Origin of the sequence: Sporosarcina sp. P12(2017) (assembly GCF_002743035.1) — a bacterium.
In the GTDB taxonomy this organism is placed as follows: domain Bacteria; phylum Bacillota; class Bacilli; order Bacillales_A; family Planococcaceae; genus Sporosarcina; species Sporosarcina ureae.
The window spans coordinates 134528-151169 of record NZ_PDYL01000001.1 but is presented as its reverse complement, the minus strand read 5'-3'; the positions used below and the strand labels follow the sequence as shown (position 1 = coordinate 151169).

27 protein-coding genes and 1 pseudogene are annotated in these 16642 nt (G+C 42.8%); 2 read left to right on the top strand and 26 right to left on the bottom strand.

What is annotated here, in order from left to right:
* Nucleotides 1-4: 4 nt before the first annotated feature.
* From CSV80_RS00845 to CSV80_RS00755, 21 genes are all read right to left on the bottom strand, one after another.
* Nucleotides 5-229, bottom strand: coding sequence for a YqzN/YkzM domain-containing protein (locus CSV80_RS00845; protein WP_233201485.1), 225 nt, complete (start codon nucleotides 227-229; stop codon nucleotides 5-7).
* Nucleotides 219-1058 carry a hypothetical protein gene (locus CSV80_RS00840; RefSeq protein WP_233201484.1) on the bottom strand — a complete coding sequence of 280 codons (840 nt, stop codon included), beginning with the start codon at nucleotides 1056-1058 and terminating at the stop codon, nucleotides 219-221. The genes CSV80_RS00845 and CSV80_RS00840 overlap by 11 nt, the downstream gene beginning before the upstream one ends.
* Nucleotides 1058-1483, bottom strand: coding sequence for a hypothetical protein (locus tag CSV80_RS00835; protein ID WP_099669194.1), 426 nt, complete (start codon nucleotides 1481-1483; stop codon nucleotides 1058-1060). Before CSV80_RS00835 ends, CSV80_RS00840 begins: the two co-directional genes overlap by 1 nt.
* A gap of 1 nt (nucleotide 1484) precedes the next feature.
* A complete protein-coding gene (locus tag CSV80_RS00830; protein ID WP_233208461.1) occupies nucleotides 1485-1847 on the bottom strand; it encodes a hypothetical protein in 363 nt (120 codons plus the stop codon).
* Between the two features lie 17 nt (nucleotides 1848-1864).
* On the bottom strand, nucleotides 1865-2230 hold the full coding sequence (locus CSV80_RS00825) for a hypothetical protein (protein WP_099669192.1): 366 nt from the start codon (nucleotides 2228-2230) through the stop codon (nucleotides 1865-1867).
* Nucleotides 2231-2246: 16 nt separating this feature from the next.
* The gene (locus tag CSV80_RS00820) at nucleotides 2247-3308 is read right to left on the bottom strand and encodes a phage major capsid protein (protein ID WP_099669191.1); all 1062 of its coding nucleotides are present in this window, start codon (nucleotides 3306-3308) and stop codon (nucleotides 2247-2249) included.
* A 14-nt stretch (nucleotides 3309-3322) separates the two neighbouring features.
* Nucleotides 3323-3715, bottom strand: coding sequence for a DUF2190 family protein (locus tag CSV80_RS00815; RefSeq protein ID WP_099669190.1), 393 nt, complete (start codon nucleotides 3713-3715; stop codon nucleotides 3323-3325).
* Nucleotides 3716-3733: 18 nt separating this feature from the next.
* Nucleotides 3734-4915: a hypothetical protein gene (locus CSV80_RS00810; protein WP_099669189.1), complete on the bottom strand. Its 1182-nt coding sequence runs from the start codon at nucleotides 4913-4915 to the stop codon at nucleotides 3734-3736.
* A 95-nt stretch (nucleotides 4916-5010) separates the two neighbouring features.
* Nucleotides 5011-5997 (bottom strand): hypothetical protein, encoded by a 987-nt coding sequence (locus tag CSV80_RS00805; RefSeq protein WP_099669188.1) that lies wholly within the window; start codon nucleotides 5995-5997, stop codon nucleotides 5011-5013.
* Complete coding sequence (locus CSV80_RS00800) at nucleotides 5984-7501, bottom strand: phage portal protein (RefSeq protein WP_099669187.1); 1518 nt, start codon at nucleotides 7499-7501, stop codon at nucleotides 5984-5986. Before CSV80_RS00800 ends, CSV80_RS00805 begins: the two co-directional genes overlap by 14 nt.
* Complete coding sequence (locus CSV80_RS00795; RefSeq protein WP_099669186.1) at nucleotides 7494-8813, bottom strand: PBSX family phage terminase large subunit; 1320 nt, start codon at nucleotides 8811-8813, stop codon at nucleotides 7494-7496. Before CSV80_RS00795 ends, CSV80_RS00800 begins: the two co-directional genes overlap by 8 nt.
* Nucleotides 8803-9708 (bottom strand): terminase small subunit, encoded by a 906-nt coding sequence (locus CSV80_RS00790; protein ID WP_099669185.1) that lies wholly within the window; start codon nucleotides 9706-9708, stop codon nucleotides 8803-8805. Before CSV80_RS00790 ends, CSV80_RS00795 begins: the two co-directional genes overlap by 11 nt.
* 66 nt (nucleotides 9709-9774) lie before the next feature.
* Nucleotides 9775-10614, bottom strand: coding sequence for a HEPN domain-containing protein (locus CSV80_RS00785; protein WP_099669184.1), 840 nt, complete (start codon nucleotides 10612-10614; stop codon nucleotides 9775-9777).
* A gap of 125 nt (nucleotides 10615-10739) precedes the next feature.
* Nucleotides 10740-11282 carry a sigma-70 family RNA polymerase sigma factor gene (locus CSV80_RS00780; protein WP_099669183.1) on the bottom strand — a complete coding sequence of 181 codons (543 nt, stop codon included), beginning with the start codon at nucleotides 11280-11282 and terminating at the stop codon, nucleotides 10740-10742.
* A 14-nt stretch (nucleotides 11283-11296) separates the two neighbouring features.
* A complete protein-coding gene (locus tag CSV80_RS00775) occupies nucleotides 11297-11485 on the bottom strand; it encodes a hypothetical protein (protein ID WP_099669182.1) in 189 nt (62 codons plus the stop codon).
* Nucleotides 11482-11637, bottom strand: a complete 156-nt coding sequence (locus CSV80_RS17420) for a hypothetical protein (protein ID WP_158231834.1) — start codon at nucleotides 11635-11637, stop codon at nucleotides 11482-11484. Before CSV80_RS17420 ends, CSV80_RS00775 begins: the two co-directional genes overlap by 4 nt.
* Nucleotides 11638-11747: 110 nt before the next feature.
* Entirely contained in the window at nucleotides 11748-13157 is a 1410-nt protein-coding gene (locus tag CSV80_RS00770; protein WP_099669181.1) for a hypothetical protein, read from the bottom strand.
* Nucleotides 13154-13345, bottom strand: coding sequence for an XtrA/YqaO family protein (locus CSV80_RS00765; RefSeq protein ID WP_369802794.1), 192 nt, complete (start codon nucleotides 13343-13345; stop codon nucleotides 13154-13156). The genes CSV80_RS00770 and CSV80_RS00765 overlap by 4 nt, the downstream gene beginning before the upstream one ends.
* Before the next feature lie 68 nt (nucleotides 13346-13413).
* Nucleotides 13414-13587: a hypothetical protein gene (locus tag CSV80_RS17415; protein WP_158231833.1), complete on the bottom strand. Its 174-nt coding sequence runs from the start codon at nucleotides 13585-13587 to the stop codon at nucleotides 13414-13416.
* Between the two features lie 17 nt (nucleotides 13588-13604).
* Nucleotides 13605-13838: a hypothetical protein gene (locus CSV80_RS00760; protein ID WP_099669179.1), complete on the bottom strand. Its 234-nt coding sequence runs from the start codon at nucleotides 13836-13838 to the stop codon at nucleotides 13605-13607.
* Nucleotides 13805-14008: a DUF6877 family protein gene (locus CSV80_RS00755; protein WP_099669178.1), complete on the bottom strand. Its 204-nt coding sequence runs from the start codon at nucleotides 14006-14008 to the stop codon at nucleotides 13805-13807. The genes CSV80_RS00760 and CSV80_RS00755 overlap by 34 nt, the downstream gene beginning before the upstream one ends.
* A gap of 64 nt (nucleotides 14009-14072) precedes the next feature.
* On the opposite strand from CSV80_RS00755, the gene CSV80_RS00750 reads away from it, so the two are divergent.
* A complete protein-coding gene (locus tag CSV80_RS00750; protein ID WP_099669177.1) occupies nucleotides 14073-14483 on the top strand; it encodes a helix-turn-helix domain-containing protein in 411 nt (136 codons plus the stop codon).
* Between the two features lie 24 nt (nucleotides 14484-14507).
* Nucleotides 14508-14630 carry a hypothetical protein gene (locus tag CSV80_RS17960; protein ID WP_255407622.1) on the top strand — a complete coding sequence of 41 codons (123 nt, stop codon included), beginning with the start codon at nucleotides 14508-14510 and terminating at the stop codon, nucleotides 14628-14630.
* 6 nt (nucleotides 14631-14636) lie between these two features.
* On the opposite strand, the pseudogene CSV80_RS18225 reads toward CSV80_RS17960, so the two are convergent.
* From CSV80_RS18225 to CSV80_RS00735, 5 genes and pseudogenes are all read right to left on the bottom strand, one after another.
* Nucleotides 14637-14714 (bottom strand): annotated as a pseudogene (locus CSV80_RS18225) (DUF7336 domain-containing protein); the annotation flags it as partial.
* A gap of 117 nt (nucleotides 14715-14831) precedes the next feature.
* Nucleotides 14832-15017, bottom strand: coding sequence for a hypothetical protein (locus CSV80_RS00745; RefSeq protein WP_099669176.1), 186 nt, complete (start codon nucleotides 15015-15017; stop codon nucleotides 14832-14834).
* Complete coding sequence (locus CSV80_RS00740) at nucleotides 15014-15523, bottom strand: Holliday junction resolvase RecU (RefSeq protein ID WP_158231832.1); 510 nt, start codon at nucleotides 15521-15523, stop codon at nucleotides 15014-15016. The genes CSV80_RS00745 and CSV80_RS00740 overlap by 4 nt, the downstream gene beginning before the upstream one ends.
* The gene (locus tag CSV80_RS17610; RefSeq protein ID WP_199083904.1) at nucleotides 15523-15690 is read right to left on the bottom strand and encodes a DUF6011 domain-containing protein; all 168 of its coding nucleotides are present in this window, start codon (nucleotides 15688-15690) and stop codon (nucleotides 15523-15525) included. The genes CSV80_RS00740 and CSV80_RS17610 overlap by 1 nt, the downstream gene beginning before the upstream one ends.
* A gap of 194 nt (nucleotides 15691-15884) precedes the next feature.
* Nucleotides 15885-16460 carry a dUTP diphosphatase gene (locus CSV80_RS00735; RefSeq protein WP_099669174.1) on the bottom strand — a complete coding sequence of 192 codons (576 nt, stop codon included), beginning with the start codon at nucleotides 16458-16460 and terminating at the stop codon, nucleotides 15885-15887.
* Nucleotides 16461-16642: the final 182 nt, after the last annotated feature.

Here is a 16642-nt window from a genome sequence, read left to right as displayed (position 1 = left end):
TAATTCACACCTTCCGCTTTCTGAATTTTTCAATCGCCGCAGTAACCTGAGAACGCGTTAACTGATCGCCCTCTGCGCCAAACAACGCACCTGCCAATACCTCAGCATCTACACCAAAGGCGGACGGTGTCGCTTGGATTTCTTCCCGTGAGTAATACGTTTCAACTGCCAATGCTCGCGGTGTTTGTTTCACTACCTCTTTTTTTACTGATTCTTTTTCAGTCGACATGTACTTCTCCTCCTCTTTCGGAATCAAAATAAGCATGTTTCAAGAACGGATACACTACCGGTTCTCGCAACACGCCGAATTTCATTTCTATTTTTATTTGTCCTTGCCTGAATGGATCGTAGCCGTCATCTGCCGCAACAGATAACAATCGCATCTTGGAATTATCCGACATACGAATGCTGTGATCGATTGCCAGCTGCCTGGTTACTCTATCCACGAATTGCCTTCTAACTGTGACGTCAGGCGCAATCACATGACCGTTCAACTGCATTGTCACCCAAGCGCCCCAGTTCATCGGTTCGACCTTCCTTGTCGCTTCTACACGCCAATACAGGGCGGGTTCCGAATCAGAAGGTGACCACAATGTTGGGTTAGTCTGCAAATTTGGAAACTTCTTCGCTGACCACATTTGCAGAGCCGTAACTGGATCAGGCTCAATAGGTGAATGCATCAGCCAAGCAAGTGAATACACTTGGAAGCGCAAGCCTCTTGTCAGCGCATCCCATTCTTGATCCACGATATCTTCTGATGCTGTACCCACATATTCCACATAGTGCGGAACACCTGCCACATCAAAGCTTTTCTGATGAAGCGCATCGATAACTTGCTTAGATATAGCATCTACTTGCTTAAAAGTTGTACGTTTCGCATACGGCCACACTTCATATAAAGAGGTAAAGGCAGCGTACGGTTCATTCGTCTCTTGTGGACCCTCCCGATACACCAATGAAGGCTTCGGCATTTTAGGACCTGCAGCAGACGGTTCCCATACTTCGCCATTGACCAACGATACTGAAGCGATTAACATGTTGCGGATTTCTTCGCGCATCAAGTCGACCCCCAATACTTATGAACCTGGGCTTCAATCATAGGCAGTGCTGCTAAAGCTGTCGGTTCGATAATTGGTTGCTTCGGCATACCCTTTACAGACTTTCCGAATATTTGACTACCACCAACTGTAAATCGCAACATTTTCGAATGAACGGGTACGATAGGTGTACCATGAGGTCCGTATATTCCTGTACCTTCTTCCAAATACGTTCCGACCATCGTTCCATGCGCTAGATAGATGACAGCTCCACTAGAAGTAGCATCGGCACCGCCATGAATAGCGCGTCTAGTATTACCCGTCCGATCCGTCCAGGGCGCTTTGCCTTTTGCAGTATCTTCTAGGTTTTTACCAATCGTGTTCCCTAGAAGGTGCATGCCGGCTTTCTTTCCATCCAAATATTCTTTCGCCTGAAACTTCGCCATATCATGTCACCCTTTCTAGTTCGCCTTGATAGCCAACAATCTCTCCTGCAACCGTTTGTGGATAGATTGCTTTCACTTGGAATATCATGCCGTGTGCTTCGAATTCATCTATTACAATCGTCCCGGCACGAATGTCTGTCTGGTAATCAGCGAGTAAGCTGAAATGACGGTCTACTTGTTTCTGTCCAGCAAGTGTCGAGATTTCTTGCGGAGAGCCACCAGATGTAAAAACGCGCACAATAAAAGGGCCGGTAGTGGATTGTATTTCGTCCATGTACCCGCCCATATTCACTTTCTCGCGTCTATTAACCGTAATCATTACAGGGTTTTGATCGATGCTCCACTGTGTATGCTTACGTCTCATGGCCACAATGTTTTTCATCACATCACATCCGGTATGCGGAATTTCAGCATCATCGATCCGTTAGTATCATCTTCGATATCAACCAACAATTCTGCTTCTTTATCCTTGTATAGCTTCACCATAGCTAAGGCATGAGTATAGCGGTCTTTCATGGATGTAAGGTCATACTTTTCATTACCAGCTGAATACGACTGGATATCCCCTTCAATCAGTCCCGCCTTAATAGACCAGATTTCAGCAGCCAACCCATAGATGCTTTGATGTTCAAAAAACATGAGCGCCAGTTCTTCATCCGAGAATAAGGGGATTAACCCCTCGTTGTTAGGACTTGGATCATTCACCATCAATCGTAATCTCTTAAAATCAAGTGGCGTTGCAATCATTTAGACCACCCCTTTCTTATTGGCCGGGGAACGTGATTTCCTGTACGTTTTCATCAACAGCAGCGAAAACTCCACGCCAGAAGTCGCCAACGATTTGCGCTTCAACCAAACGAGTCAGATCACCAATATCAGACCTGACTTGCAAGCCTTGTTTTACAAGCTCTTTGAATCCACGCTTCGGACGGATCAAGTACGCTTTGCCTTGAGGGACACCTGGGTATTCATAAGATTTACGAGCAACAGTAGTTTCCCATCCGTCGTAGTAGATGATGTCCAGAATGCCGCTAGTCGCACCGTATGGAGTAGCTTGCAACGTCATGCTTCCAAGCGCTTCCTGAATATCTTCCTTGTCGGCAGAGTTAGCAAGAAGAACCGTACCAGGACGTTTCGCCACACGTGCATCTTTAAGCGCCTTGCGCAACGTCTCGCGTAGAGACAGCATGTGATGGGCGTCGCTCGATGTTCCTGCATTGCCGTCAGGCTTTACATATACTGCCGCTGTCTTGTTTGCCGCTTTATATGAGTGTTTAATAATTGGACCTAAGTGCAAGTGATTCAGCATTGCATTGTGCGCTTCACCGAAAGCCTTATTTAGAATCTCAAAGTTGAACATCTGATTAAAGATTTGCATTTCCTTTGTATATTCAAATCCAGCTGCATAACCTTGTATGCGTGCAATAGGACCGTTCTCCGCTTGAAGAGAGCCGAATTTAACTTCTTCACCTTCAAGGTGCTCGAAGAATACAACCGTTCCAGTTTGCGCCCATTTCGCTTCGAATTCTTTTGGGAAGTTTGGATCTGTTAATGTATCGTAAATTGGATTGTAGAGGACAGGTACTTCTTCACGTCCGAGTTCCACATCCAATACAACCTTCTGGACCAGTTCTTTACGAGACGATTCAGATGTCATCATTTCTCCAATCGGTTTGTCGACATCGATTACTTCCATTTCACCGTTTACGATTTTCTTTGGTACCGTTTCTTCTTTTCCATCAAACAAAAAAGAGACTTCGGATTCGATAGTCCCTTCACGACGCTTTTCTTTTAGTGAATCAATTGAGTGTGTACGAATTGTCATTATCTATATCCTCCTTAAACCTGTGGTCCTAGAATGAACCAGATTACGTTATTTTGATCTTTAGCTGATGTTACTCGGCCGACTAAACGATTCGCTCCCGCGCCATCTTCCGGTGTAAACTTGCCGCCAGTAAAGTAGATAGACGTGCCAATCGGAAATGCTTTTGTCGTTTGAATTTGATCTGTTTCAAATTCTGCTTGCTCGATGTTTAGAATAACCTCGTCTGTTTCTCCTGCAGCTGTCACCACCGACTGCATTGCCGTTCCGAAGAAACCGTCTAATTCATAGAATAGACCCGCTTCAATTGTGGTGCTTGCCGGGACTGTTACGCGGACGGATTTACCATCAGATACTTTTGCGCGATACGCTGTGTGCGTAGTTGTTGGAATTGCTCTTGCTTCTGCCATGTATGTTCTTCCTCCTTCTTAAAGCGATACACGCTTTGTTTTAAATTTCGGTGCGTTTGGATTGCTGTTGTTACCGCCTGTGCCTGCTGGCTTGTCTGTATGTTGATTGCTGATTAGACCTTTGACCACCTCGTCAGCTAGGAAGGAATCCATTTCACCGGACAGTTCTTCTTTTGTCTTGTCCGAGTTGAATCCGGAGGAGTGATAGCCCCACATCTTACCAAGCGTAGTTTTAGGATCGTTCAACTCTTTGCGGACAGCTTCTGATTTCACTTTCTCTTCCACCATTTCGCCGACCATTTTATCGAATTTTACTGCTTCTTGTGCCTTGATTGCGTTTGCTGCATCCTTCGCAACCTGGACTACATCCATTTCACCAGAAATACCTAGTGCTTTTTCGACTTCTTGGAGCTTTGTAACAGATTCAGTAACGCCTGCTACCCATTCTTTATCAATGTCTGTTGCAACTTGTTCTGGTTTCCATCCCATCTCACCAGCAATCATTGGGACTGTAATTTGTTTGTTCCCAAGCATTGTTTTCAATGCCGCCAATACCTCTTCTGGATTCATTTCATTTCCTCCCTTATCATTACTCATTTCACCTGTCGGGCCTTCGCCTTCCAAGTCCCACATCTCACCACTCATGGCAACAATGCGAGTGTTCATTCCTGCTCGATCTAATGGCGTCCAATCAATAGACATAGGCTCATATCCAACCACATTCGTTTCTCGTCCAGACCTTTGTAGCTTAGGACGTCCAAAGATAGACACCTGCTTAATACGTCCAGACCGAATCCATCGCTTTAAATCGGTTGCAGCCGCATCGACTACCCCACGAAAATACGCAATCTCCCCAACCATCTTTGCTCCGACCCAATGGGTTACTGGAGGTAAGAACTGATTGCTGACGTCTTCTGGCTTTTGATGGCCAAGGAAACCGTTGAGCGTGCTACTGTTGACCGCTGTGACGATATCTTGCAAGGATTGTCCTTTGTAGTTCCATCCACGCTTAGATGTGCTTGCAGGGATTTCTACAACAACTTCGAGCGGATCCCTATCGCCTTTCATCAATTCTTCCACGTTGACGGATGGAGCGGTGGGGATATCTTCAATCCTCATTTCTCCAGCCAAGTTTCCGAATAGCTGAAAGATTTGTTTGTCTGTCTGCGCCATTTCTCCGCAGATCATAGCTGTATTCATGTTCTCACCTCCTTTCAATTCCTTATCGTCGCAAATAAGGCGAAAATACTTACACAGCACGCAAAGATAGAAATAATTAAAATGATTAAATCCAATCATATCTCTCCCGTCTTATAAACTGTCTGATACCAATGTTCGATGTCCTGTTGCGCCATAGGATTCGCCATCCATTCAATTAAACGGTCCGCGAAGTCCTCCACGTCTTCTGTCACTTCTGACAAGTTACACAAGCAATTCGGATGAGCGGGGTAGTCAGGTAAGGTTTCGAGTGAGTATACACCTTCACCTTTGCCCTCATCATGACTAGCAATAGTCCTGCACTTGTCGCAAGCGACACCAGCATTAGATAGGCTCCATCGAATGCCTTTGTTGGACGGATTAAGTTCAGCGGCTTGTCGGGTTGCTTCACCGAATGCGGCTGCCATTTCCGTTCTTGCTAGACGTAGCGATTCATAACTCAGGTTCATCGGGATGTTACCTTCTAAACGCTCAATCATATTCGGATATTCGGACACCAACGATCCTGCACCGTTCCTGACGTATTGTTCAAGCATTTCAGCAACTTTGTATGGATGTTCACCAGCCGCGATTGCTTCTCGGACGATAGAACCGATAGCGTCTCTCGACTGTCTACTCTTGCCCCAAATACGGTCAGACAGATTCAGACCCTTGATGGTTCTTGTCTGCATCGCTTCAACTGCTTTAGTATGTTGACGGAAGAACGAACGCTCCATTGGTTTCCAATCCAACCCCGCTCTATTCAGAATGCGCAATGTCGCTTGCTTGGATTGGTGGATACCCGCTTCAATACTTAGTTGCAAACCATCGAGGAGAATGAGCGTCAGCCCTTCCTCCAGTTTGCTTGCTTGTTGTTGCAGTAGCGTATCGATTACTTCGTTAAGCTGATAGGCATTACCTGTCACTTCGTAGCGTCTGATTTCAGCGGCAAGTTCATCAGCGTTTTGTATAAACAATTGCTGGATGGCTTTATCCTGTCGCAATAGCAATTCAATCAGTTGCTTACGGGCTTGTAGGGAAAACGTGCTGTTGCCGGATAATCCATAAACTCTACGCTTCGTCATCAGTGCCACCACCACCACTCAGACGTTTCTTGATTTCATTCAACTGAGATTCGAGATCATCACTGTCAGGCATTCGCAAACGGTTAATCCGCGTCTGCTTGATGCGATCTACTTCACTCTCGCCCTCTTCTTCTTCATATTCACTCATTGTATCTACCTGTTTAGCCAGGAAGTTAATAGCGGATTTCTCGCTTATAATATTGTTGTTCAATCCTAGAATCAAGGCGTTCACGGTATTCAGCAATTCTTCACTAATTTCCTTCGTTGTTCTCGGATCTACGTTGACCCACTGCAATTCGGTTGCGTAAGTTTCATACGTCTTGTTCTCCGCTTGCGCTGTCATTGCCAAAACGATACGAGCAAGACGCTTCCAGCTATCTGCAAAGTGCTCACGCTTTCGCTCGATTGATCGGATGAGCACGGGCATTTGCTCTTTAACGGACGATAGACTGGAAGACGTATGCACACCAAATACGAATTCAGGAGTTTCAGATGTGTCAACGATGCAATAGAAGATAAGCTTCAGTAATTCTTTAGCGTCTCCAGTAGTCGAACGAGCTTCAATGAATTCAGCATTTTCTTCATCAGTCATTATCATTAATTCTTTTCCGTCGAGATCCAACGTGCCGCCTTTTTTATAATAAGCAGCCACATCGGTTACACCGAAGTTATTCCTCAAAAACTTGGCTACATCTTTTACTTTAAGCATTAAGCGTGGTGTGCTGTGCATCTTACTGCCTTGCATGGCGTGTAGCATGATGTCGTGGTATGCCTTCAAGAACGGTTCAATTGGTTCCAAGTCGGATTGGCCATACAAACTCTCGTCACCTTCATTCTTAAAATGAATGATTGGTATGAAGTCCCAAGGCGTTTCGTTAATGCCTGGTTCAATGTCAGGCGGTTGATCACCATCAATTTCTACTTCACGTTCACCACGTCGGATACGCTGTGTGACAGTCGCTTTCTTCTTATCGCCATGCTCATCCTCCCATTCATGTGCGACTTCCAATATATATTCCAACACAACACCAGTCATCGGATCACGCTTGATATCCTTTACTTGACCAGGAGGGATGATGTTGTAGATCAACCGCACTTTTTCCTCCGGATACAGAGAAGCGTCATTCTCTTCTTCCCTTGTGATCCATACATACGTATCACCGTCGCGTAACGAATCACGCTGGGTACGTTGCATGTTGGATATGTTGTTCTTGAAGAATGAATCAATGACTTCTTGTGCATCCTTATCAGAAATCTTGTATTGCGGGACTCCCATGAATCCGACCGTATTGTTGATAATAGGTTTAGCGAATCCAGCGCCCAACTTATAATCATCATGTGTATTAAAGTACAATTGCTTGGTGAGTTCGTAATCTACCTTGCTACTGTCTAACTTATAACTACCACCAAGTCCGCCAGTCGTTACGCCACCCCACCCGAAAGGAAGGAGCAGACGTGACCGCAACTTCGATATTTCACCAGTAATTTGGCTCCATTTAGCCATGTACTCTCGCCCCCCTCATAAGCGCAGCAGTGTAGTCGTCCAAGCGAACACCTCTGTTTTCTTTCGTGTATATTCCATAGCGTTCCGCATCCATTACGTGGTCAAAGTCTTTCACAGGCTTGTCCTCTCCTCGATTGGACGCTTTTTCATCCCATACATAGGAGGAACGCTCACGCAACAGATTAACGCAGTCTCGATGTGTCAGGCATCTTCGCTCCGATATCAATCGAGATACAGTTCGTATGCCATCCAGTACAGCGTTGTCGGCTTTCGTTACGAATAACACACCTTTTTCTTCGATCAACGCAATAAAAGACGCAGCGGACGGGTCAATGATTACCTCATTGGTGTACCCAGCGCAAAACGTCTCAAGTTCATCGTAGTATGTGTTATCTGTTTTCTGTTTCCCTTCAGCGCGGCCGTCATAGAAATACTCTTTTAGGTTATAATATGTCGCCACACCGTCAGTATCGTAATGAATACCCTGTAGAACAAACGCTGTCGGGTTCTTGGTTCCATAGTCAATTGCTACTTGATAGTCGTGAATATCAATTGGCCATTCGTCTATGACGTGCTCTTCTTCGTTGAACATGTCGTATATGATGCCTTCTGCAAGAACCCATAAACCGAGTATGTACCGTTGGAAGAAGACACCTGAATAGATGCGATGGAACTTTTGTTTCACTCGCTCAGATAAGGATAGATTATCGTTCATCGTAAAGTGCAGAACGTATATTTTCTTTTCTTTCGCCTTATCGATGAACTGCGTCTTGAACCAATGGTACGGCCCTGCTGGGTTGCAGTTAACAAATACCTTGCCACTATTACCATCAGTTTCAGCAGAACAACGACCAATAGCCTGGTCAACAAATGACCGAGGGAATAACGCTACTTCATCCAGATAAGCACCTGCAGCAGTCAACCCCTGCAATGTATCCTGACTCGCTTCATTGTTTGCTCCAAACAAATAGTACGTATTGGTTCCAATCTGCACATATGGATCGCCCGAACGATGGTAGTGATAGTCAATGCCTTTAGCGGTCAATATCTGAAACATCGGTTCCAGTACGTTCCGCTTCAACGCGCCCATCGACTTACCTGCAATGATGAAGTTCTGGTGCTGATGTTTCGCAAGCGACCAGGTAACGAACGAATCAATCATTGCGACCGTCTTGCCAGAACGAATAGATCCGTGACATATAATCATGTCATAGTCTTTGTATGGACTCCAATCAGTCCACCACATCAGGAGCTTCTTTTGCTTACGACTAAACGGACGGAATTTGAAAGACGTGGACTTCTTACGTTTCATCGTCCATCACCTCATCCGCAAATACATCTTCCGTTTGAGCATTCAATGCATCTTCATAGCTACTACCTTGAGCGTGCGGATCGCCTTCTGTATCACCGCGTAGGTTGCCGAGTTCTAAGTGAGCTTTTTCTATGTCGACTTTCATCTTCTCTTCTTCCAGACGTTTCTTGTCGTGAGCAGAGAGTAAATCTGTGTACTTTGCTAACATATCCAAAGCCTTCATCTTGTCAGCCAGCTTGACAGAGACGCCATCTTTACCCTGCTTCACTTCGGTAATTATAGTGCCGTCTACTTCGTCAGAGTTCATGAAAGTTACGTAGTTTCTCATATAAGTAACTTTCTCGTCCTTATCATCCAGAAGTGCCTTCCCGTATTCATCCATGGCCACAACTTCTTCGGAACCAAATGTCATGAAGTCGGAGATGTCTGCAAAGGCTATATCGATGTACTTTTGGAGTACATCATCAAGACTTAATTTCTTCTCGCTTAGTTTGTCATTTCGCATCCTATCAATCTCCGCTGAAATCTTAGGGTTTCTTAGGTGGCCATGCCCTTCAACCATAGCTGTTGTATAAGCGCATCCGTAAGCCTTCTGATACGCCTTAGTTGCATTAAAGTATTTAATGTAGTAAATACAAAAAAGCCGTTGTTTATCAGTCAGGCTATCCGACTCAACAACAGGCTCTTTATCCTTCTTTTTCGGTTGCATCCTTTTCGACGGGGTTGCAACCTTTTTCTTCCTAGTTGCTTCTTTATTCGATGGACCTCTTACCCAAGACTCACGACTCTTTCTGCTTTTCAATGTCCCTAACTTTACATCGTGTTTTTCAGCAAGCTTAGAAAGTGTGATCTTGGTCGTTTCCCATTCTTTCTGTATCTTTCCCCAGTTTGACATTCTACATCACTTCCGCCTCCTATATTTTCTGGCATAGAAAAAAGCGCCATTAATCAGCGCTTAATATTAATTAAAAGATGGGCTGTTAAACAACTGTCTATCTATAGCATCAAATAAATCATCTTCGGATAATTCAAATGTTTTTATCAGCAGTTCTGAATGAATTTTTCTTAACTCAAAATACTTTTCATAAATATCTTCTTTTTTCAACAGCCTAGTCACCGTGCTAATCTCCCCGTGAACAACCTTACTCCTAATTTTATACATGTCTTTCACTAATTTATTTATTTTCAACCTCTCTTCATAATTATCACTCAAGATAAGGCTTGAATACATAGAAATCTTATACGATAGTGGACCTTCTCCACTAACTAATAAAGACTCTATACCTGTTATAATACTTAAAATGCTTAAATCAACTGTCGGTGAATAACATGCACTGCTATAACTTTGGAACGAATAGCCCCACCTTGAAGGCTCCCATTGATTTACATCTCTATCTTCTTTAGATTTTTTATTATGTTCGCAAACAATGTTGTGAGCTGTAGCTACCTTTTTCATTATTTCCTCAGTAAACTTAATGGGAGCACTTTCTTCAAATTTTATATCATCATCAGACGCAGCATAATAATTCATCAAGTATGTGTTGTGGTCTTTCAAAAGTTCATACATCATAGTTTCATCTTTATATTTTGAAACCCTCAAATTAACCTCCGGCAAAGCTAACTGTAAAGCTTTATAAAATAAAAGGCCATTAGAAATATACATATCTTCATGATTACCTTCTACTTCTACGATTACTGAGTTTTCCTTTTCAGGATTACATACCAACGTTATAAATTCATTTACCTCGTATTTTGGTAAATCCAACGAAATTTTTTCAACTACATAAGAATCAACTGTCATATTCTCATCCTCCTCATGACATTATTCGCCGCGAATGGGAAGAATCCTCTATTTATCACTCGTATGTATGGGGCATATAGGAGCCGTTCATTCGCTCGAACGCACCCCTCCTTTAATGGTTCCCCTCAATCTGCTAGACTCCGCACGTCATCGCACGTCATACTTTCTTTTCCTATTCGCTTATTAACCTTTTTTCGGGCCCGGTTAATAGACTGCTGCACTGTGCTTTTACTGATACCTAATTCATCTGCAATAGAAGACCAACTCATCCCTTGTGCGGTGTGTAGCAAGTAACACTGCCGTTCTCTCAAAGAAAATGACGAAAGAATATCAGCCATAATAATCTTTTCCTCCTTCGTCATGAAAAGATGCTTTTTATTGATATCATTTTCTTCACGTAGCTGTTCCGCTATATCTGGAATCAAATCGATATTTTCATATGAACGACGCTGATAAACGGATTTTTCATCTACCCCCCGGAATGTTCCAGGTTGCCGTCCGCTCGTCATCCATTCCAGCGAGTACGACATAGTTTCAATCATGCTGTTGAAGCGCTTCAAATCTTCCATTTCAATCGGGTTATCTCTGTCCAATTGATCCGCGCGTCTTTTTAGCTGTTGTCTGCCGTCTGTGTATTCCTGAATCAATTCGTCCGCCCAACTTAGCATATTGAATCCCCCTCTTATCGTCTTCTTACAGATCCACGGTGCCGCTTGAATATATCTCTGTTAGTCCCCATCAATTCCGCTAGTTCCCACTCACTCAATCGCTCATTCCGTTTCTTACTTGTCCTAGTATCCTTTTGCTCTACCTCTCGTTTAACAGGCTGTACGAGTCCTTTTTCAATGAGCTGTTCTTGTATGCTTTTCATAACAACATCACACTCACAATAAAAGCAGCTGTACTCGCAATAAAGAGGGTAAGTACCGCCTCTCGGACTTTCGCATTCTCTCTTTCGCCGATGACTCCAAAAGCAGATATCAACATAAGCCCCAATAAAATAATTTGAAAAGCTATAACCATTCACTCTCACTCCTTTTTTGAAATAAAAAAAGAGGACAACAAATGACGCAGCGCAATGCTGCAATCAAATGTTGTCCTCTGGTTGGCCAGGGGGACAGTTCTTAAAGTTATTAGTCTTTTATTTTTGAGAGTTTACTTTTAAACTGAGTTTCATTTTGAATATTTTTAAGCTGTTTGTTTGTTGAATCTGTAATCTTCGTTAGTAACGTTTTGTATCTTTCATTTGCTGTTTTGAGTAAAAAATCTTCAGCTAAGGAGCGAACTCTATTTGCGCATCCCGAGAATTGTAATCTTGAATTAAAACCGCTGTCGTTGAATAACTTCAAGAAAACTTTAATCTGCGGATCCGTAAACTTCTTTATTAATTCATCATAATGTGGAACTGCGGCATTGGCTATTCCGTGCCCATTACCGATAAAACACATTATTATCACTTTTACATACTTATAATTGATGTTCATAGGTATTTTTCCATCATCACCAACAAACGAGGTTAAAACACGAGCAAACGGGGCCTCATTATAAAAATTATTATATCCATTATGAACATCGTATAAGTCTTGAATAGCACGTACCATTTCAACTTCTCTTTCACCTTCAGGCAAATATGATTTTCCTGAAACGAAATCTAAAAACTCTGTAGCATATGTTTTCCTTTCAATTTCTGCGTTACCTGAAAACACAGCATATTTTATTCCTACATTATTTTTCTCTTCTTCGGAGCAGTTATTCCAAAGTATATTGACTATTAATTTGAGGTTATTCCGAACTCTTACCTCTGTTGAAGGGTCGGTGTACATACCAAATACTGCACGAAGACAAGAATCCACTATATCCTCAGGCATCAACTCGATATTCCTTTCAATTGAAGGAATATCATCTTCATCGACATCATAATTTCTTAAATTTGAGAGGAGTCTTTTAACCTCAATAACCGCGCCTTCAGGGTCTTTAGCAAAAACTTCTCTGATGCAAGTCTGTAACCAGCCGACTAATTGTAGACCGTCGATATCATTATGGTTAGGATGTGCAGCGCTTGTATGATTTCTCATATCCCTTATATAATCAAGATGTTTATATCCTATTTCTGTAATGATGCCGGTATCTTTACAACCTCTAACTAGTTCCCAATCATCTAGGTTTATTAAATCCTCTTCATCTTTAAAGGACTTTTTTCTTTTTGTATCTGTGATTATGCTATCGATAAAGTAATTCATATCAAAATGAGCGACTTTTCTTCTAAGATTAACAATTATTTCATTCCATAAAAAATTTAATGCCGCATCAAAAAGTCCTGCTCCGCACGCTGCAATAAATTTAGAAATATACATGGCTTCCATTCTTTGATCATCAACTAACCTCTGAATTGCATGAGGTATATTTTGAATAACCACCAACCTTTCGCTTTCATCTACCAAAACGTTCTTTTCTGGTAATTTAAGTTCCGCTAAGTATCTTTCGAATTGGCTTGTAAACTCAGTAATTCCTGTTTCAACATTTACCCTTTCTAAATTGCTCAAAAATCCTCGCCCTCTTCTCTCCGCATCCGTCTCACTTTTCCTTGATGCGTCACAATCTTGTATTCACCGTGCTCTGGCAATTCCCTCACCTTTGCTATCCCATCCGAAATCACTACAACACAGTTGATTGGTAGTTCCATTATATCAATATTTAACCTACCTTGCCCATCAATCGACAAATTTTCCATATTCACCAGGACCCCTCCATGTGATACAATAATGTCAGCCATGACGGGAGAGATCCTGTCTTTTTTATTTACCCATATACCCGAACCGTCGGATTCTTCTCTTTTGCTTTCTCGATAGAAAACCAATGTTCTTCTGACTCTAAATCGTCAACGTCAATTACACGAATTACATCTGCATAGACCTCTTCAGAACAAATGTATCGTTTTTCATTTTTAAAATTAAGTAGCCATCCACTTTTCATGTTAGTTTCCCTCCCTCTCAATTCCCGTACAATCCAAATTTTCGCTGCTCAATCTCACCCTTCATCTCCTGATCCATAACGAGCAATGCCACACTTCGTCTATTCGTTTTCAATTCCTTAGCCAAGTCACTAATCGGCATGCCGTCACCCCACATTCCCCGAAAATGAAGTAACTCACTTTCTTTCCATGTCCACTTGATTTCAATATCGTCCAGAATCAAGATTGTCTGTTCATTTCTCGCGCTGACCATTCGGCTCCCTCCTTCGCTACTCTCTGCGCATACCGCAACTGCTGAAACATGTACGGATCATCATAGTTACCGCCAGATGATAGCCAGTCCGCTATGCGTTGGTGTAAGTCTTGCACTACCGATAACGGTAGTTGGTCTGCTAATTTATTAATTTCATAGATTGGATTCATAATTATTCCTTTCGTTCTACCGGTTATCCGGTATAATGTATATAAAAACAAGTGAGGTGTTAACATGTCAGAAATCAAAATATCGCTAAGTGAAATATTGAAAGATCGAAACATGGCACAAAGTGAACTCGTACGCTTTACCGGTATCCGCTCTGAAACGATATCCAATCTAGTTAGGAATAAAACTGAAAGAGTCACGTTGTCTCATCTAGCAAAAATAATGACTGCGCTTGAGTTAGATGACATAAGCAAACTACTCTCCTACATTCCAGATGAAGTGCCTGAAGATAAAGATGATGAATGCATCGAAATGCTTGGTCTTCCAGCAGCTGTCTACTTTCCACTAAAGAGAAATTACTATCAGAAAATCGACACAATTAAGGATCTGCTAAAAGCTGATCTGAAGAAAGTTCCAGGCATTGGACCGAAGCATCGAGAAACAATTCGTCTAGCGCTAGAAGAATACAGGAGTTAATTCGCTTTTTTGTTTCACTCCTGTATGGTTTGTTCGGAATGTGCAGCAGATTCATTAAATTTCTATCTGCTGAAATATGAAATTGTCCTTCGCCACTTCTTGGATGTATGTCTCACTATGCCCGAAATCGAAATCATCGCTATCTAAAGCCTGTTGTGCCTGTTCTCGTGTACTGAATACTCCGTGTACATACCCACCCTCGTACGGGTAAGATGTGTAAAGAACGTACAATTTTATACCAACGCCTCCTTCGCTTTATCCGTCTACTACGTCACTCCTGCTTCCCTTTGATAAATCCAAATACATACGCGGTAATAAAGATCAAACCGCCTGCCAGATACACTTCTGTCATTCCTTTTTCCTCACTCGCTCTTCGATTTTTCTTTTCTTATTTTCTAACACTTTGAAAGTAATACTTTTTGTATCTTCGTGACCTCTAATCCAACCTTTATGGTTTGCGTGCTGATATGTAAGTATCAGACTGATCGTCCATGCCGCCGCTATGATAGTTCCCGCCAGAATCATATCGTTCATCCCAACACCTTCAAATAATGCAGCGGATAGCCCTCTGACGCTTGTAAAAGTTCACATTGGCTAGCAATCACATCGTATGGAATTGACTTGCGTCCGCCCTCCTGTGCACCCTGCCAATACGTGCTGAGTGTCGGCATGTCCAACATGTAGTGTTCACCTCGTTCAGAAAAATAAAGAAGAATAAACGTGTGAGCGCCTTGCTTCCACCAGGACATCAATGTTTCATACTGGTGATCCGCTACGTTCGAAAGAGAAAAACTAGTTCGAGTCGATGTCTGTTTTGCATCAAAAATGACTGCTCGACCTTGGCATACACCAACAAAATCGACTAGATCACCTTTGACTACCATGCCGTTAATACGACCACCGTTATTGCTAGTTATCCTTACTGGTGTAGGCACTTTCTTTACATCAGCAAAGCCCGTGGTTCGGTAAATTTTATTCGTTGCATCAATCAACTTTTCCAGTTGCATGCCGCGATTTGCATGCGTTCGACTTTTCGCCATCATCTCGCCACCTTCAACTGATACTCAATCTCCTCATCCAACGTAATCTGCCGCTTCAAGAACTCCGCTTCCGCCTCATCGTGTTTCCTTTTGCAGACCGGACCGAACCCGACTTGGATGCTCTCCGACGTTTTGAGCGGCTTGTTGCATCGTTTGCACTTTGACATGATGTATCTCCTTCCCGTGGTATACCGTTTTTGTTTACCGCCTTGCTGGGTATGAAGGGATGGGCTTCAACATCAACGCGCCAACCCTCTCTTTTCAACTCTCTGATTTCACGAGCATTTAAGTCGCCGTGGATGTACAGCTTTTTCTTGTGATCGACCTTGAACATAGTTAGCACCGGATCACCCCTACTAGATTAATAACCTGTCGCTTGCCGCTCATGATTGATCTTGTTTTTCGAGTAGTAAGCTTGTTCGATCTGTTCCCAGGTGAAGCCGAGCATTTCGCCAAGTCCTAAAAACGTATACACCAATTCGTCGTAATCATCGTATTCATCTTCGAGATACATTCTATTTAGGTGGTAGTTTGTATAAATAAATTGCTCAACTGTATCCCGGTTTTTGTAGACCTGGACATTCGCCTCAACAAACCATTTTTCTGTTTCTTGTGCCGCTAACTCCAACCCAATCGACAAAATGAAATGCAAGCAGTCAACATATTCTTCTAAAAGTGGATTTCTTTCGTACTTGGCTATGCTCGAAAAGCCATTGTGGCCATGCTGTTTTTCTTCATGATGTGAATATGCTTGCGTTCTTGGCTTCCGATCCTCACTCCAAAACTTAAACCCTCGCCATTCATTCGCTAATTCCCCTAACTCGACTTGCAAAGCGAGGATCTTCTGCGGTAACAAGTCCTGCCCTTCCAATCCCTTTTCTTTCACAATCCGTTCATCCAAAACTTTCTGCATTTCAAATAATCTAGTTAAATTCATCGTTTTCCCTCTCCTTCATCCATCCGTTAAATTCTCGATTCGCACACTTTATGCATAAACGACTGGTACTGCAATAACTGTGTTTTTGTACCGTTTCCTTGCAACCGCAGATCCGGCATTCAATTTCTTTTGACACATGACGCGCTGCTTCCGCTTTGATTGCTCGGATGTGCTTACTGTTT

Coding starts and splice junctions, on each gene's coding strand:
- CSV80_RS00810 (WP_099669189.1), bottom strand. CDS start 4,915: ATGAATACAGCTATGATCTGCGGAGAAATGGCGCAGACAGACAAACAA.
- CSV80_RS00760 (WP_099669179.1), bottom strand. CDS start 13,838: ATGGTCAGCGCGAGAAATGAACAGACAATCTTGATTCTGGACGATATT.
- CSV80_RS00830 (WP_233208461.1), bottom strand. CDS start 1,847: ATGAGACGTAAGCATACACAGTGGAGCATCGATCAAAACCCTGTAATG.
- CSV80_RS00740 (WP_158231832.1), bottom strand. CDS start 15,523: ATGGCGAAAAGTCGAACGCATGCAAATCGCGGCATGCAACTGGAAAAG.
- CSV80_RS00835 (WP_099669194.1), bottom strand. CDS start 1,483: ATGGCGAAGTTTCAGGCGAAAGAATATTTGGATGGAAAGAAAGCCGGC.
- CSV80_RS00840 (WP_233201484.1), bottom strand. CDS start 1,058: ATGCGCGAAGAAATCCGCAACATGTTAATCGCTTCAGTATCGTTGGTC.
- CSV80_RS00795 (WP_099669186.1), bottom strand. CDS start 8,813: ATGAAACGTAAGAAGTCCACGTCTTTCAAATTCCGTCCGTTTAGTCGT.
- CSV80_RS17420 (WP_158231834.1), bottom strand. CDS start 11,637: ATGGTTATAGCTTTTCAAATTATTTTATTGGGGCTTATGTTGATATCT.
- CSV80_RS00745 (WP_099669176.1), bottom strand. CDS start 15,017: ATGAACGATATGATTCTGGCGGGAACTATCATAGCGGCGGCATGGACG.
- CSV80_RS00820 (WP_099669191.1), bottom strand. CDS start 3,308: ATGACAATTCGTACACACTCAATTGATTCACTAAAAGAAAAGCGTCGT.
- CSV80_RS17610 (WP_199083904.1), bottom strand. CDS start 15,690: ATGTCAAAGTGCAAACGATGCAACAAGCCGCTCAAAACGTCGGAGAGC.
- CSV80_RS00735 (WP_099669174.1), bottom strand. CDS start 16,460: ATGAATTTAACTAGATTATTTGAAATGCAGAAAGTTTTGGATGAACGG.
- CSV80_RS00825 (WP_099669192.1), bottom strand. CDS start 2,230: ATGATTGCAACGCCACTTGATTTTAAGAGATTACGATTGATGGTGAAT.
- CSV80_RS00780 (WP_099669183.1), bottom strand. CDS start 11,282: ATGCTAAGTTGGGCGGACGAATTGATTCAGGAATACACAGACGGCAGA.
- CSV80_RS00815 (WP_099669190.1), bottom strand. CDS start 3,715: ATGGCAGAAGCAAGAGCAATTCCAACAACTACGCACACAGCGTATCGC.
- CSV80_RS00845 (WP_233201485.1), bottom strand. CDS start 229: ATGTCGACTGAAAAAGAATCAGTAAAAAAAGAGGTAGTGAAACAAACA.
- CSV80_RS00755 (WP_099669178.1), bottom strand. CDS start 14,008: ATGAATCCAATCTATGAAATTAATAAATTAGCAGACCAACTACCGTTA.
- CSV80_RS00805 (WP_099669188.1), bottom strand. CDS start 5,997: ATGACGAAGCGTAGAGTTTATGGATTATCCGGCAACAGCACGTTTTCC.
- CSV80_RS00775 (WP_099669182.1), bottom strand. CDS start 11,485: ATGAAAAGCATACAAGAACAGCTCATTGAAAAAGGACTCGTACAGCCT.
- CSV80_RS17415 (WP_158231833.1), bottom strand. CDS start 13,587: ATGAAAAGTGGATGGCTACTTAATTTTAAAAATGAAAAACGATACATT.
- CSV80_RS00750 (WP_099669177.1), top strand. CDS start 14,073: ATGTCAGAAATCAAAATATCGCTAAGTGAAATATTGAAAGATCGAAAC.
- CSV80_RS00785 (WP_099669184.1), bottom strand. CDS start 10,614: ATGACAGTTGATTCTTATGTAGTTGAAAAAATTTCGTTGGATTTACCA.
- CSV80_RS00790 (WP_099669185.1), bottom strand. CDS start 9,708: ATGTCAAACTGGGGAAAGATACAGAAAGAATGGGAAACGACCAAGATC.
- CSV80_RS00765 (WP_369802794.1), bottom strand. CDS start 13,345: ATGGAAAATTTGTCGATTGATGGGCAAGGTAGGTTAAATATTGATATA.
- CSV80_RS17960 (WP_255407622.1), top strand. CDS start 14,508: ATGGTTTGTTCGGAATGTGCAGCAGATTCATTAAATTTCTATCTGCTG.
- CSV80_RS00800 (WP_099669187.1), bottom strand. CDS start 7,501: ATGGCTAAATGGAGCCAAATTACTGGTGAAATATCGAAGTTGCGGTCA.